Here is a 14,482-nt window from a genome sequence, read left to right on the forward strand (position 1 = left end):
AGGACACCCGGCACTCTATGAAAACTGCGGAGATCGCGCAGCGTTACCTCGACTACTTCGAGAAGAACGACCACCTCATCGTCCCCTCGGCCTCGCTCGTCAGCGACGACCCGTCGCTGCTGTTCACGGTCGCCGGCATGGTGCCGATGATCCCGTATCTCACGGGCGTCGTTCCCGCGCCGCATCCGCGGATCGCCGACGTGCAGAAGTGCATCCGCACCAACGACATCGAAGAGGTCGGCCGGACCGCCCGTCACGGCACGTTCTTTCAGATGCTGGGCAACTGGTCGTTCGGGGACTACTTCAAGGAAGGCGCGATCCGCTACGCCTGGGAGCTGCTGACGAGTTCCGAGTCTGATGGCGGTCTCGGCTTCGACGAGAAGGATCTGTGGGTCACCGTCTACGAGACGGACGACGAGGCCGAGGCCATCTGGCGCGACATCATCGGTCTCAAGCCGGAGCGCATCCAGCGTCTCGGGCGAGCGGACAACTACTGGAACACGGGACAGCCCGGACCCGGCGGTCCCGATTCGGAGATCTTCTTCGACCGTGGCCCGGCGTACGGGAAGGACGGTGGCCCCGCCGTCGACGACTCACGGTTCCTGGAGATCTGGAACCTCGTGTTCATGCAGGACTTCATCGAGAACATCCGCAGCAAGACGGAGTTCGACATCGTCGGCGAGCTGCCGATGAAGAACATCGACACCGGGATGGGACTCGAGCGCGTCGCCTTCCTCAAGCAGGGCGTCGACAACATGTACGAGTCCGACCAGGTGCGTCCGGTGCTCGACCGTGCGATCGAGCTCTCGGGCCGCGCCTACGGTGCCCAGCACGAGGACGACGTGCGATTCCGTGTCGTCGCCGACCACGTGCGCTCTTCCCTCATGCTCCTCTCCGACGGCGTGCGTCCATCGAACGAGGGCCGCGGGTACATCCTCCGCCGGTTGATGCGTCGCACAGTCCGCGCCATGCGGCTGCTCGGCGTCGACGAGCCCGTGTTCCCGGAACTGTTCGCCGCCTCGCGCGACGCGATGAAGTCCGCGTATCCGGTGCTCGAGAAGGACTGGCCGGTGCTCTCGGCATCGGCGTTCGCGGAAGAGGAGACGTTCCGCCGGACCCTTGTGGCCGGCTCCACGATCCTCGATCTCGCCCTCGACGAGACGAGGAAGGGCGGCGGGAAGACGCTCAGCGGTTCCGAGGCGTTCCTGCTCCACGACACGTACGGGTTCCCGATCGACCTCACCCTCGAAGTCGCCGAGGAAGCCGGACTGGACGTCGACCGCACCGCTTTCGACTCGCTCATGCAGGAGCAACGTCAGCGAGCCAAGGACGACGCCCGCAACCGCAAGCGTCAGCTCGCCGACGTATCGGTCTACCGAGAGCTGCGTGCCCTGGGAGAGACCGGCTTCGACGGATACACCGCACTCGAGGTCGAGTCCCGGGTGCTCGGTCTCCTCGTCGACGGCATGCCGGTGCGCAGCGCATCCGAGGGACAGATCGCGGAAGTCGTGCTCGCCGAGACGACGCTGTACGCCGAGTCCGGGGGTCAGGTGGCTGACAAGGGCACGATCGTGGGCCCGGGCTACGCGCTCGAAGTGCTCGACGTGCAGAAGCCGGTTCCCGGACTCATCAGCCACACCGTCGAGGTCACGCGCGGAAGCGTGGCGGTCGACGACGTCGCGACGTCGGTGGTGGACGCGGCGAACCGCCGTGCAGCTCGCCAGGCACACTCTGCCACTCACCTCGTGCACGCTGCTCTCCGGGACACCCTCGGTCCGACGGCGACGCAGGCCGGATCCTTGAACCGCGCCGGCTACATGCGATTCGACTTCGCCTGGTCGCAGGCGCTCTCGACCGACACACGCAGCGAGATCGAGGAGATCACCAACCGCGCGGTGCAGGACGCCCTGGAGGTGACCACGCGCATCGTCTCGCTCGATGAGGCGAAGGAAGCCGGGGCCATGGCGCTGTTCGGCGAGAAGTACGGTGACGTCGTGCGCATGGTCGACATCGGTGGGCCCTGGTCCCGCGAGCTCTGCGCCGGGACGCACGTGAGCACCAGTGCCGAGATCGGGCTGGTCAGTCTGGTCGGGGAGTCCTCGGTCGGTGCCTCCAACCGTCGTATCGAAGCGCTCGTCGGTGCCGACGCGTTCCGTGAACTCGCCGCTGAGCGGGCGATCGTGTCGCAGTTGACGAGTTCCCTCAAGACGCCGCGTGAGCAGCTGCCGGAGCGGATCGCCGATCTCGCCGCCAGCCTCAAGGCCGCGGAGAAGCGCATCGCCCAGTTCGAGGCGAAGGAGCGGGCCGGGCAGGTGCCAGCCATCGTCGACGCCGCGACGCGCGTCGGCGCGTTCCGACTGGCCGCGCAGAGCCTGGGTGAGGTCGCATCGGCGGATGACGTGCGAGACCTCGTCAACGGCGTGCGCGATCGACTCGGCTCGGACGCCGCTGTGGTGGCCCTCGGCGCCGTCGTGGGCGGCCGGCCGGTCGTGGTCGTCGCGACGAACGACGCGGCGCGCTCGGCGGGAGCCAAGGCCGGTGCGCTCGCGAAGCGCGCGGCCGGCGTGCTCGGCGGTGGTGGCGGTGGGCGCGACGATGTCGCACAAGGCGGCGGCGCAGACGCGGCGGCTCTGCCCGCGGCGCTCGAGGCCATCGCTCAGGAGTTGCGCGGCGCGTGAGCACTTTCCGCCGCGGCGTACGGCTCGGCATCGACGTGGGGCGCGCGCGGGTCGGTGTCGCGCGCTGCGACCCCGACGGCATGCTTGCCGTCCCCGTGGAGACGGTGCCCCGCGACGAGGCCTCGATCGCCAGAATCCTTCAGATCGCGAGCGACTACGACCTGTTGGAGTTCGTGGTCGGCCTGCCGGTGAACCTGCAGGGCACGGATACCCCGTCGACCACGGACGCGCGGGAGTTCGCGGCGGAACTCCACCGCCGCAGCGGCACTCCGGTGAGGCTGGTGGATGAGCGGTTGAGCACCGTGACGGCGCATGCCGCATTGCGCAGTTCCGGGAGATCCCAGAAGAAGTCTCGTAGCATTGTGGATCAGGTCGCCGCCGTGGTGCTTCTGCAGCAGGCGATCGACATGGAGAAGAGCACCGGAAACCCGGCCGGTGCCATCATCTCGCCTGACGAGGAGCACGCCTGACGATGTCCGAACGCGACAACGAAACGCCGCGGCACGACGCAGATTCCCGCCTGGGGGATCTCTTCGAGAACCTGCCAGAGCCGACCGCGCAGATTCCCACGGTCGACAACAGCGCGCCCGTTCCGGGGTCGCGTCGGGCGGCGAGAGCGGCGGCTGCGGGGGAGTCGCGCGCCGTACGCGGAGCTGATACGCCGACCGAGGCTTCGCCCGTGCCGGTTCGTGCCTCTGCGGACGACGCCGTCGCCGCCGCAGGTGGGCTGCCATCGCCGACTCCGGTCCGTGCCTCGGCAGATGCCGCAGACACCCCCACGCGGGTCGTGCCCCGGATCGAGTCGTCGTCCGGTGCCGCGGCGACGCCAGAGCCTGCGCTCGGCGGCGGGCTGGACGACCTCTTCGTGCCCCATGACGATCACGTCGAAGCGGCGCCGAGGAAGAAGCGCCGAAAGGGATGCCTGATCGCCCTGATCATCGGGCTGGCAATCCTTGGCGGTATCGCCGCTGCCGGCGTCTGGGTGGCGAACACCTATGGCGAGAAGATCAGTGACGCCATGGGCTGGGGTGAGCCGAAGGACTGGGAGCCCGGGATGGCGACCGGCGAGGCGACGGTCACGATCAAGCAGGGCGACACAGGCGCGCCCGTGTCCACCGCGCTGTTCGAAGCCGGCGTCACGAAGACGGAGGACGTGTTCTACGACTACCTCGTCGACGAGAACATCGCGGTCACGTTCTACCCGGGTGTGTACACGCTGCAGAAGAAGATGACAGCGGAGGCGGCGCTCGAGGCTCTCCGGAACGAGGACAACCGGGTCGCGAACGCGGTGGGGCTGACGGAAGGCGGGACCATCGCGTCGTCGTTGCCGACCATGGCCGAGACACTGGGCATCCCGCTCGCCGACTTCGAAGCGGCCGTCGCAGATCCGTCCGCCTACGGTGTCGGGGCGCAGAGCCTGGAAGGCTGGCTGTTCCCCGCGGTGTACGAGTTCGATCCCGGGGTGACGGCCACGCAGGTGATCCAGCGGATGGTCGACCGCACCAGGGAGTCGCTGACCTCTGCGGGCGTCCCGGCCGGCGATGAGGAGCGCGTGCTGACGATCGCCTCGATCATCCAGCGAGAAGGTCGGCTCGATGACTTCGCGAAGGTGTCGCGGGTGATCCAGAACCGTCTCGACATCGACATGAAGCTGCAGATGGACTCGACTGCGCAGTACGGCTACGGCTCGCTGCACGAGGGCGTCGTGTCGAGCTCCAAGGAGGCGCTGGAAGACGACAACCCCTGGAACACGTACGTGCACGAGGGGCTCCCCGTGACGCCGATCGCGAATCCGAGCGACGCCGCGATCCTGGCGGCGATGAACCCCGTCGACGGCCCATGGCTCTACTTCGTCACGATCAACCTCAGCACGGGGGAGACGCAGTTCTCCGAGACGATGGCCGAGCATGAGCAGGGGATCGAGAAGTGGCGCGAATGGTGCCGCGCGAACCCGGATGCCGGGTGCTGACCCGGTGACGCGCACTCGTCTCGCGGTCTGGGGCGACCCGATCGCGCACTCCAAGTCTCCCGAGCTGCACGCTGCCGCCTACCGTGTGCTCGGTCTCGACTGGGAGTACGGGCGTCGTCAAGTCACCTCAGACGCTTTCGGGGCGGCCCTCGATCGCCTCGACGGCACGTGGCGCGGCCTCTCCCTGACCATGCCGCTGAAAGAGGCCGCCTTTCGCGCTGCGACGAGCGTGGATCGGCACGCCGAACTCACAGGGGCCGTCAACACCCTGTTGCTGGGGGCCGACATCAAAGGGTTCAACACGGATGTGGGCGGCATCGTCGATGCGCTGCGCGAGTCCGGCATCACTGAAGTCTCCCGCGTGCGGATCCTCGGCGCGGGAGCGACGGCGGCCTCTGCACTGGTCGCCTCGGCCGAGATCGGCGCGACGGATGTCTCGGTGCATGCGCGGCGCCCCGACAAGGCCGCGGCGCTGATCGCACTCGGTGCTCGAATCGGTCTCGATGTGCAGGCGCACCCGCTGGAAGAGTCCTCCTCGTCCGTGGAACTCACCATAGCCACCCTGCCCAGCGGCACCGTGCTGCCGGCGCAGACGTCATCTTCGCTCGCCGCCGATGGGGGAGCGCTGTTCGATGCCGCCTACGCGCCCTGGCCATCCGCGCTGGGCTCCGCCTGGGGGGAGGCGCCGGTGGTCTCCGGGCTCGGGATGCTGCTCCATCAGGCCGTGCGGCAGATCCGGATCTTCGTGCACGGTGACCCCGTGATCCCGCTCGAGGACGAGGCGGCCGTCGTCGCAGCCATGCGCGCCGCGCTCTGAGCGGGCCGCGTCGAAACGCGGCGCGGCGAGGGGGCCAACCCGTGGGAGACTGGAGCAATGCTCCGCGTGCTCACAGCCGGCGAATCGCACGGCCCAGAACTCATCGCCGTCATGGAGGGCCTGCCCTCCGGCGTCCCGGTGTCCTCCGAAGCCATCCAGTCCGATCTCGCTCGTCGCAAGCTGGGCTATGGCCGTGGCTCGCGCATGAAGTTCGAGCAGGACGCACTGACCATCTCCGGCGGCGTGCGGCACGGCAAGAGCCTGGGCAGCCCGATCGCTCTGCGCATCGGCAACACCGAGTGGCCGAAGTGGATCGAGGTCATGAACCCCGAGCCCGTGGCGCTCACCGACAAGTCCCGTGGGCGCAGCGCGCCCCTCACCCGTCCACGTCCAGGGCACGCGGACCTCGTGGGCATGCAGAAGTACGACTTCGACGAGGCGCGTCCGATCCTCGAACGAGCGAGTGCTCGGGAGACGGCTGCGCGTGTCGCGCTCGGGGCGATCGCCCGATCGTTCCTCGGTGAGCTCGGCATCCGCCTCGTCAGTCACACCCTGTCGATCGGGCCCGTGCGGGTGCCCGAGGGGTCTCCGCTCCCCACGCCCGACGATGTCGAGGCGCTCGACGCCGATCCGCTGCGGTGCTTCGACGCCGCGACCTCCGCGCTGATGGTGGCCGAGGTCGATGACGCGAAGAAGGACGGTGACACGCTCGGCGGTATCGTCGAGGTGCTCGCATACGGGCTTCCTCCGGGACTCGGCTCGCACGTGCACTGGGACCGCCGGCTCGACGCGCGTCTCGCTCAGGCGCTCATGAGCATCCAGGCGATCAAGGGCGTCGAGGTCGGCGACGGCTTCGAGACCACGCGCCGCCGAGGCTCGGCCGCGCACGACGAGCTCTTCGCCACCGCGGACGGCATCACTCGCGGCTCGGACAGAGCCGGAGGCACGGAAGGCGGCATGTCCACCGGGACCGTGTTACGCGTCCGCGCCGGGATGAAGCCGATCGCGACGGTCCCGCATGCTCTGCGCACGATCGACACCGCCACGGGTGACGACGCCACCGCTCACCACCAGCGCTCCGACGTGTGCGCCGTGCCCGCAGCCGGAGTGGTCGCCGAGGCCATGGTCGCCGTCGAGCTCGCGAACGCCGTGCTGGAGAAGTTCGGTGGCGACAGCATCCGCGAGACCCGTCGCAACCTCGAGGCGTACCTCGACGGCATCCCGGCGGGACTGCGCACGACACCGGCGTCCGAGGCGGCGCTCATCGCGCATGACGAGCGCGACTGAGCCGCTCACGCTGGTGCTGGTGGGGCCGATGGCCGCCGGCAAGACCAGCGTCGGACGCCGCGTCGCTCGGAGGCTCGGTGTCGCCTTCCTCGATACGGACAAGCGCATCGTGGCGGAACACGGACCGATCCCCGCCATCTTCGCCGAGTACGGAGAAGCGCACTTCCGGGAGCTCGAACGCGCCGCGGTTGCCGAGGCCCTCGCCGAAGGCGGTGTGATCTCCCTCGGTGGCGGAGCGGTCACGCAGGCGGCCACCCGAGATCTCCTGAAGGCGCATCCGGTCGTCTTCCTGACGGTGAATGCGAGCGCGGTGGCGGACAGACTCCGCGGCAGCAGCCGTCCCCTCCTGGCAGGGGACGAGGATCCGGTGGAGCGCTGGAAGAAGATCTTCGAGGAACGCCGGGGGTGGTACGCCGAGGTCGCCTCGACCACCTTCGACACCTCGCGTCGTCCGATGCAGAAGATCGCGGACGACATCGTGGCATGGAGGAGAGAACAGCGATGAGTACGACGACCATCAGCGTGACGGGAAACGACGCGTACGACATCACGATCGGACGCGGGATCCTCGATCGGGTCTCCGCCGCGCTCGCGCCGGGCGTCCGCAAAGTCCTGGTGGTGCACCCGCCGACGCTCGCGACCCGCGCGGCTGAGCTGCGCGACCGGCTCCTCGCCGACGCCGCTGACGGACCGCGTGAGGTACTGCTCGCGGAGATCCCGGATGCGGAGCAGGGCAAGCGCATCGAGGTCGCCGCCTTCTGCTGGCAGGTCATGGGACAGGCGGACTTCACCCGTAGCGATGCGGTCATCGGATACGGTGGGGGAGCGGTGACGGACCTCGCCGGGTTCGTCGCCGCGACCTGGCTGCGTGGCGTGCAGCTGATCCAGGTGCCGACCACGGTGCTGGGACTCGTCGATGCGTCCGTCGGCGGCAAGACCGGCGTGAACACGGCCGAGGGCAAGAACCTCGTGGGTGCGTTCTGGGCGCCGAGTGCCGTGGTGGGTGACCTCGATGAACTCGCCAGCCTCAGTGCCAACGAGGCGACCGCCGGATTCGCCGAGGTCGTCAAGGCCGGGTTCATCTGGGCTCCGGAGATCCTGGACATCATCGAGGCCGATCCGCTCCGCGCCGTTGACACGACATCCGAGGAGTTCCGTCGCGCGGTCGAACTGGCGATCGACATGAAGGCGAAGGTCGTCTCGGATGACTTCCGCGAGGCCGGACTCCGCGAGATCCTCAACTACGGACACACGCTCGGACACGCGATCGAGCATGCGGAACGGTACCGCTGGCGGCATGGTGCGGCGATCTCGGTCGGGATGCTCTACGCCGCAGAGCTCTCGCGCCTCGCGGGGCGTCTGTCCGACTCTGCGGCCGAACGGCATCGTTCCATCTTGGAATCACTCGGCCTTCCGACGTCGTACCGCGCGGGTGCGTGGCCGCAGTTGCTCGCCACGATGCAGCGCGACAAGAAGAGCCGGGGAGGGATGCTGCGCTTCATCCTCCTCGACGATCTCGCGAAGCCCACCGTCCTGCAGGCGCCGGATGAGTCTTTGCTGTTCGCCGCCTATCAGGAGGTCGGGGAATGAGCCGCCGGATCCTCTTGCTCAACGGACCGAACCTGAATCTTCTCGGTACCCGTGAGCCCGACGTGTACGGCACAGCCACACTCGCAGACGTGGAGCGGATCGCCGCCGACGCCGCTGCCGCGGCCGGATTCGAGATCCGGGCGTTGCAGAGCAACCATGAGGGCGTGCTGATCGACGCCATCCATGCGGCACGGGAGGACTGCGCCGGGATCGTGATCAATCCCGGCGGACTCACGCACACGTCCGTGGTGCTCCGCGATGCGCTCACCGGAGTGGCGCTGCCGTTCGCGGAGGTGCACATCTCCGACATCCTCCAGCGTGAGGACTTCCGTCACCACTCCTACCTGGAAGATGTGGCGGCCGTGCGCGTTTCAGGCCGGGGCGTCGACGGGTACGCGGACGCTGTGCGGCAGCTCACCGCACTCATCCCGTAGAATCGACTGTCGGTCTCGTCCGACCCCGCAGACACACGAACGGAACTCGCAGCGCATGGCATCTACCGCAGACATCAAGAACGGCGTCGTCCTCAGCATCGACGGGCAGCTCTGGAGCGTCATCGAGTTCCAGCATGTGAAGCCCGGCAAGGGCGGCGCCTTCGTGCGCACCAAGCTCAAGAACGTCGTCTCCGGCAAGGTCGTGGACCGCACGTACAACGCGGGCGCCAAGATCGAGATCGAGAACGTCGACCGCCGTGACTACACCTACCTGTACACCGACGGGGACGGCTACGTCTTCATGGACCAGAGCGATTTCGACCAGATCACCGTCGGGGCCGCCACCGTGGGCGATGCGAAGAACTTCCTTCTCGAGAACCAGAACGTCACGATCGCCCTGAACAACGGCAACCCGCTGTACCTCGACCTCCCGGCGTCCGTGATCCTCGAGATCACGTACACGGAGCCGGGCCTGCAGGGCGACCGCTCGTCGGCCGGCACCAAGCCCGCCACGCTCGAGACCGGCTACGAGATCCAGGTGCCGCTGTTCGTCGAGACCGGCACCAAGGTCAAGGTCGACACCCGCACGGGTGACTACCTCGGCCGCGAGAAGTAAGGCGTGAGCGCCCGGACGAAGGCGCGCAAGCGCGCTCTCGACATCCTCTTCTCCTCCGATGTGCGCGGGGATGACCTGGCGGTGACGCTGGCCGCCGAGGCGAAGCGCGCCGCGAGTGAGCCCGCGCGCGAAGCCTCGTGGCTCTATGCGCGCGAGATCGTCGACGGCATCATCGACACTCGTGGCGAGATCGACGAGCAGATCACGACGCACAGTCGGGATTGGAAGCTGGAGCGCATGCCCGCCGTCGATCGAGCCCTGCTCCGGATCGCCGTGTGGGAGATCCTGTACAACGACGAGGTGCCGACGGCTGTCGCGATCGATGAAGCGGTCGAACTCGCGAAAGAGTTCTCCACCGACGAATCCGGTGCCTTCGTGCACGGCGTCCTCGCGCGGGTGGCCCGCGCGGCCTGAACCGTCCGACGCGCCCGACTGTCGGCGGTGGCGGAGAGGATGGACGCATGGCTCTTCCGTCCGAACCGTCCCGATCCGGGGGCCCGTCGTCTGCCGACTGGCGCGCGATGCTCGGAGCTTCCCGTGACGACGCGAAGACGTCGCTCGCGCTCGGTGTCGAGTTGCGCGTGCGCGATGGACGTGGCGCGAATCCCTGGGCCTCGCGCCCGCAGCGCTCGGCGACCCCGCGCGACGTGGCGAAGGGCACGGGAGAGATCCTCCTCGGGATCCGGCCGCTCGAGCGGAGCGCCGCGACGGACGCCTGGGTGCACGGAGCCGCGACCTGGGACGCGGTTCGGCGTTCGTCCTCGCAGTACGGACGGAATCGATCCCGGTGGTTCGCCGATTTGTTGAGCATCGCACGGGACACTCTCTTGTCGGGTACCGCCGGTGATTGGTTGGTCGCTGATCTTATCGATTCCGGCCTGCTGTGGGGGCACCTGCGAGCGGCCGCGGACCTCGGGATACCTCTCGTCGCCACGCAGAAGAGCACGAGTGTCGCTCTGGCCGAGCGCGCTTCGATCGGGGCGACGATCGGACGTGAGGTCGAGGGAGGGCTGGTGGTCCGCCCCGACCTCACGATCGACGGACGCGGGGTCGACCCCCTGGCCGTCCGGACGATCGGTCGCAGCGGGGTGTATGAGGTCGTGCAGCGGGGCGCGCGCCTGCACGTGACACTCGCCGAGTTATCGCTCAGCGATCCCGTCCACGCTCTCGTCGGCGCCGCAGAAGGTCTCGAGGTTCCGGCGGGCGAGGAAGCGGCGTTCTTCGAGCATGCGTACCCGCTGCTCGGGCGTCGGGTCGCCGTGCGTGCGGCGGGCGGCGTCGAGCTGCCCGAGCTCCCCGCACCTCGCGCCGTGCTGGAACTGTCGTTCCGCCGTGGTGACACGGTCTCGTACGCCTTCGCGTGGGAGTATCGCGGATTCGGACAGGTTCCGTTCGCCGCGAGCGACCATGGGGTTCGTGACCCTGCGGCGGAGGCGCTGCATCGCGACGCGATTCAGAGCGTCTGGACGGAGCAGCTGGGGGAGGACCTCTCGGCGTCGGGCTCGTTCCACGACGTCGCGGCAGCCGAGTTCGTCACACGGGTCGTTCCTGCTCTCGAGGCCGAAGGCGTCACGGTCGTGGTGTCGGGCCGGCGCAAGAGCTACCAGGAGCTGACGGGTGAGCCGGAGATCACCGTGTCGACCGTCGAGAGCACGGATCCGGACTGGTTCGACCTCGGCGTGCTGGTCAAGATCGATGGACGCACGATTCCATTCGAACCGCTGTTCACGGCGCTGAGCACCGGGCGGAAGAAGCTCCTCCTCGTCGATGGCAGTTACTTCGCGCTGAACCATCGAGCCCTCGATCACCTGCGGGAGCTCATCGAGGAAGCGGGAGCCCTGGACGAGTGGGAGACCGGCCCTCGGATCAGCCGGTATCAGACGGACCTCTGGGAGGAGTTCGAGGACCTCGCGGACGAGGCGCTCCCCGCTGTCTCCTGGCGTGCCACCGCAGATGCGCTCCGTCGCGCCTCCTCCGTCCCTTCTGCTCCGGTGCCATCGGGGCTGTCTGCTGCACTCCGGCCGTACCAGAAGGAGGGACTGGACTGGCTCGCATTCCTCTGGAACCACCGCCTGGGCGGAATTCTCGCCGACGACATGGGCCTCGGCAAGACGCTCCAGCTCCTCGCACTCGTCGCACACGCCAGGGAGACGGGGGAGCGTCGCCCGTTCCTTGTCGTCGTGCCGACATCCGTGCTGGCCACCTGGCGGAGCGAGGCCGCTCGATTCACGCCCTCTCTTCGAGTACTGCTCCGGACGAGCACACAGGGTCCGGCGATGGCCGACCTCCTCGACGAGACCGACCTCGTGATCACGACCTATGCCGTGGCGCGGCTCGATGAAGCCGAGTACGCGGCTGTCGACTGGGCGGGGCTCATCCTCGACGAAGCGCAGTTCGTCAAGAACCCGGCGACGAAACTGCACCGCGCCGTCGCCTCCTTCTCCGCCGATGTGACCTTCGCCGTCACCGGAACCCCGATGGAGAACAGCCTCAGTGAGCTGTGGGCACTGCTGAAGCTCACGGCGCCCGGACTCTTCCCGTCCGCACGGAAGTTCCGCGAGCAGTACATCCAGCCGATCGAGCGGGGAAAGGTGCCGGAGAACGAGGAGGGCGGTGAGTATCGGCAACGACGCCTCGTGCAGTTGCGGCGACGGCTACGCCCGTTGATGCTGCGGCGGACGAAGGAGATCGTCGCTCCGGAACTCCCGGCGAAGCAGGAGCAGATCCTCGAGGTCGAGCTCGGTGCGTCCCACCGTGCTCTGTACGAGACGGTACTGCAGCGGGAACGGCAGAAGGTGCTGGGCCTGCTCGAAGACCTCGATCGCAACCGCTTCATCGTGTTCCGCTCGCTCACCTTGATGCGCATGCTCAGCCTCGCTCCGGGTCTCATCGACCCGGAAGACGCGAAGATCGGCTCGCGCAAGCTGGACGTCCTCCTCGAGCGGGTGATCGAGCTCCAGGCCGAGGGGCACCGTGCCCTGGTGTTCAGTCAGTTCACGTCCTTCCTCGATCTGGCCGCAGCCCGGCTGGAGGCCGCGGGAATCCCGTACGCCCATCTCGACGGAACGACCAGGCATCGCCAGAAGGTGGTCGACGGTTTCACCGCCGGGGAGCAGCCGGTGTTCCTGATCAGCTTGAAGGCCGGGGGATTCGGCCTCACACTGACCGAGGCCGACTACGTGTTCCTTCTCGACCCATGGTGGAACCCCGCCGCGGAGGCACAGGCGATCGACCGCACGCACCGCATCGGACAGGACCGTCAGGTGTTCGTCTACCGGATGATCTCCACCGGGACCATCGAAGAGAAGGTGCTCGAACTGCAGCGCCGGAAGGCCCGATTGTTCACCGCCGTCCTCGATGAAGAGGCGCTGTTCGCGCAATCGCTGACCGCCGACGACATCCGCGGCTTGTTCGAGGGATGAGATGAATACTCCCGGCTCGGTCGACCGGCCGCACAGGGAGCCCTCGGTACAATCGAACCGTTCACTTTCGGGAGGAATGCAATGCGGATCACCGGACTCGGCCACGCCGGGATGTTCATCGAGACCGTGGGCGGGAACATCATCTGCGACCCGGTGCTCGGGCCCTCCTTCTACGGATCCTGGTTCCCCTTCCCGGACAACCGAGGGCTGGATTGGGAGCGATTCGGCCGCGAAGCCGACTTTCTCTGGATCTCGCACCGGCACCGCGACCACTTCGATCCGAGGCTCCTCGAGCGCTTCATCCGCAAGGACATCGAGGTGCTGCTCCCGGAGTATCCGACCGATGATCTCGAGAAGGACATCCGCGCCCTCGGCTACACGAACATCACCTACGCCCCGGCCGGCCAGGTGATCCAGCGCGGCGACCTCAAGATGATGATCACGCCGCTCCGCGCCCCCAGCGATGGACCGATCGGCGACTCTTCGTTGAGCGTCGACGACGGAACGGGTTCGGTGCTCAACCAGAACGATTCGCATCCGCTCGATCTCGAGAAGCTGCTCGACTTCGGCAAGCCAGACGCGTACTTCACCCAAGTCTCCGGTGCGATCTGGTGGCCCATGGTCTACGATCTCCCGCTCGACGCGAAGCAGAACTTCGCCCGCCTCAAGCGCGAAGCACAGAACAAGCGCGCCATGTACTACATCGAGAAGGTCGATGCTCCGCACGTCTTCCCGATGGCCGGTCCGCCGATGTTCCTGCGCGACGACCTGTTCGACTTCAACGGTCTCGGCAAGAACGGCGAATCGATCTTCACGGACCAGAAGCAGTTCCTCGCGCACATGAAGGAGCTCGCACCGCAGTACGACGGTCAGCTCTTCATCCCCGGGACCGTCGTCACGGTCGAGGGAGGCAGTGTCTCCTCCGAGCAGACGCTCTACACCGAGGCCGAGATCGCTCACATCTTCGACGAGAAGTGGGAGTACCTCGAGGAGCAGCGCGCGAGCCGTCAGCAGGAGATCCGCGACGAAGAGGCGTCTCGTGCCGAGATCATCCCTCCGGCCGAGATGCTCGAGGCGATCAAGACCTGGTGGGAGCCGTTGCTGAAGAAGTCCCGCACGATCCGGCTGGGCGTCGGCGGCTGCGTGCGCTTCCGCATCGGCGAACTCGACATGGTCGTCGACTTCCCTCGCGCGAAGGTCCGCGAGTATGCGGGGGAGGAGTGCGTGTACTGGTACACGATCCCCGCAGATCTCGTCTCCACGAACATCGTCGACCACGAGATCGACTGGTCGAATTCGATCTTCCTCTCGATGCAGTTCTCCGTGGGGCGCAGCGGCAAGTTCAACGAGTTCCTCACGACCTTCCTCAAATGCCTCTCGGTCGACCGGATCGAATACGTCGAGAACTGGTACCAGGAGCAGACGGATCAGACCGAGGACGCGGAGATCGGCGACTGGATCGTGCAGCGGCGTTGCCCGCACCTGCGCGCCGACCTCACTCGCACGGGCACGGTCGATGAAGACGGCATCCTGACGTGCAGCATGCACGACTGGAAGTGGGATCTGAAGAGCGGTCGATGCCTCTCCACGGCCGGGCACCCGATTCGCTCGGCCAAAGTCGACGACGTCACCGACCCGGTGCTGCAGGAGGCGAGCTGATCGCGGAGAG

At 67.5% G+C, this 14,482-nt stretch carries 12 protein-coding genes; all 12 read left to right on the forward strand.

From position 1 onward, the window contains the following. Positions 1 to 17: 17 nt before the first annotated feature. The 12 genes from alaS (at position 18) to LC041_RS11165 (ending at position 14,472) form a co-directional block, all read left to right on the forward strand. Complete coding sequence (gene alaS / locus LC041_RS11110; protein ID WP_226533148.1) at positions 18 to 2,678, forward strand: alanine--tRNA ligase; 2,661 nt, start codon at positions 18 to 20, stop codon at positions 2,676 to 2,678. Beyond that, complete coding sequence (gene ruvX / locus LC041_RS11115) at positions 2,675 to 3,148, forward strand: Holliday junction resolvase RuvX (protein ID WP_226533149.1); 474 nt, start codon at positions 2,675 to 2,677, stop codon at positions 3,146 to 3,148. The genes alaS and ruvX overlap by 4 nt, the downstream gene beginning before the upstream one ends. A gap of 2 nt (positions 3,149 to 3,150) precedes the next feature. Beyond that, positions 3,151 to 4,647, forward strand: a complete 1,497-nt coding sequence (gene mltG, locus LC041_RS11120; protein ID WP_226533150.1) for an endolytic transglycosylase MltG — start codon at positions 3,151 to 3,153, stop codon at positions 4,645 to 4,647. 4 nt (positions 4,648 to 4,651) lie between these two features. Continuing rightward, a complete protein-coding gene (locus LC041_RS11125) occupies positions 4,652 to 5,464 on the forward strand; it encodes a shikimate dehydrogenase family protein (RefSeq protein WP_226533151.1) in 813 nt (270 codons plus the stop codon). 57 nt (positions 5,465 to 5,521) lie between these two features. Then, on the forward strand, positions 5,522 to 6,751 hold the full coding sequence (gene aroC / locus LC041_RS11130) for a chorismate synthase (protein WP_226533152.1): 1,230 nt from the start codon (positions 5,522 to 5,524) through the stop codon (positions 6,749 to 6,751). Continuing rightward, complete coding sequence (locus LC041_RS11135) at positions 6,735 to 7,256, forward strand: shikimate kinase (RefSeq protein ID WP_226533153.1); 522 nt, start codon at positions 6,735 to 6,737, stop codon at positions 7,254 to 7,256. Before aroC ends, LC041_RS11135 begins: the two co-directional genes overlap by 17 nt. Beyond that, entirely contained in the window at positions 7,253 to 8,341 is a 1,089-nt protein-coding gene (aroB, locus tag LC041_RS11140) for a 3-dehydroquinate synthase (RefSeq protein WP_226533154.1), read from the forward strand. Before LC041_RS11135 ends, aroB begins: the two co-directional genes overlap by 4 nt. Beyond that, positions 8,338 to 8,775, forward strand: coding sequence for a type II 3-dehydroquinate dehydratase (locus LC041_RS11145; protein WP_226533155.1), 438 nt, complete (start codon positions 8,338 to 8,340; stop codon positions 8,773 to 8,775). The genes aroB and LC041_RS11145 overlap by 4 nt, the downstream gene beginning before the upstream one ends. Positions 8,776 to 8,830: 55 nt before the next feature. After that, the gene (gene efp, locus LC041_RS11150) at positions 8,831 to 9,391 is read left to right on the forward strand and encodes an elongation factor P (protein WP_226533156.1); all 561 of its coding nucleotides are present in this window, start codon (positions 8,831 to 8,833) and stop codon (positions 9,389 to 9,391) included. Positions 9,392 to 9,394: 3 nt separating this feature from the next. Next, positions 9,395 to 9,805, forward strand: coding sequence for a transcription antitermination factor NusB (gene nusB / locus LC041_RS11155; protein ID WP_226533157.1), 411 nt, complete (start codon positions 9,395 to 9,397; stop codon positions 9,803 to 9,805). A 47-nt stretch (positions 9,806 to 9,852) separates the two neighbouring features. Further along, positions 9,853 to 12,813, forward strand: a complete 2,961-nt coding sequence (locus LC041_RS11160) for a DEAD/DEAH box helicase (RefSeq protein WP_226533158.1) — start codon at positions 9,853 to 9,855, stop codon at positions 12,811 to 12,813. A gap of 81 nt (positions 12,814 to 12,894) precedes the next feature. Then, on the forward strand, positions 12,895 to 14,472 hold the full coding sequence (locus LC041_RS11165; RefSeq protein ID WP_226533159.1) for a Rieske 2Fe-2S domain-containing protein: 1,578 nt from the start codon (positions 12,895 to 12,897) through the stop codon (positions 14,470 to 14,472). The last annotated feature ends 10 nt before the right edge of the window (positions 14,473 to 14,482 follow it).

Origin of the sequence: Microbacterium paraoxydans (genome assembly GCF_020524545.1) — a bacterium.
GTDB classification, from domain to species: Bacteria; Actinomycetota; Actinomycetes; order Actinomycetales; family Microbacteriaceae; genus Microbacterium; species Microbacterium paraoxydans_C.

Bases quoted from the DNA above. Each gene is read 5' to 3' on its own strand.
- alaS (WP_226533148.1), top strand. From the start codon at position 18: ATGAAAACTGCGGAGATCGCGCAGCGTTACCTCGACTACTTCGAGAAG.
- mltG (WP_226533150.1), top strand. From the start codon at position 3,151: ATGTCCGAACGCGACAACGAAACGCCGCGGCACGACGCAGATTCCCGC.
- aroC (WP_226533152.1), top strand. From the start codon at position 5,522: ATGCTCCGCGTGCTCACAGCCGGCGAATCGCACGGCCCAGAACTCATC.
- LC041_RS11135 (WP_226533153.1), top strand. From the start codon at position 6,735: ATGACGAGCGCGACTGAGCCGCTCACGCTGGTGCTGGTGGGGCCGATG.
- aroB (WP_226533154.1), top strand. From the start codon at position 7,253: ATGAGTACGACGACCATCAGCGTGACGGGAAACGACGCGTACGACATC.
- LC041_RS11145 (WP_226533155.1), top strand. From the start codon at position 8,338: ATGAGCCGCCGGATCCTCTTGCTCAACGGACCGAACCTGAATCTTCTC.
- efp (WP_226533156.1), top strand. From the start codon at position 8,831: ATGGCATCTACCGCAGACATCAAGAACGGCGTCGTCCTCAGCATCGAC.
- LC041_RS11160 (WP_226533158.1), top strand. From the start codon at position 9,853: ATGGCTCTTCCGTCCGAACCGTCCCGATCCGGGGGCCCGTCGTCTGCC.
- LC041_RS11165 (WP_226533159.1), top strand. From the start codon at position 12,895: ATGCGGATCACCGGACTCGGCCACGCCGGGATGTTCATCGAGACCGTG.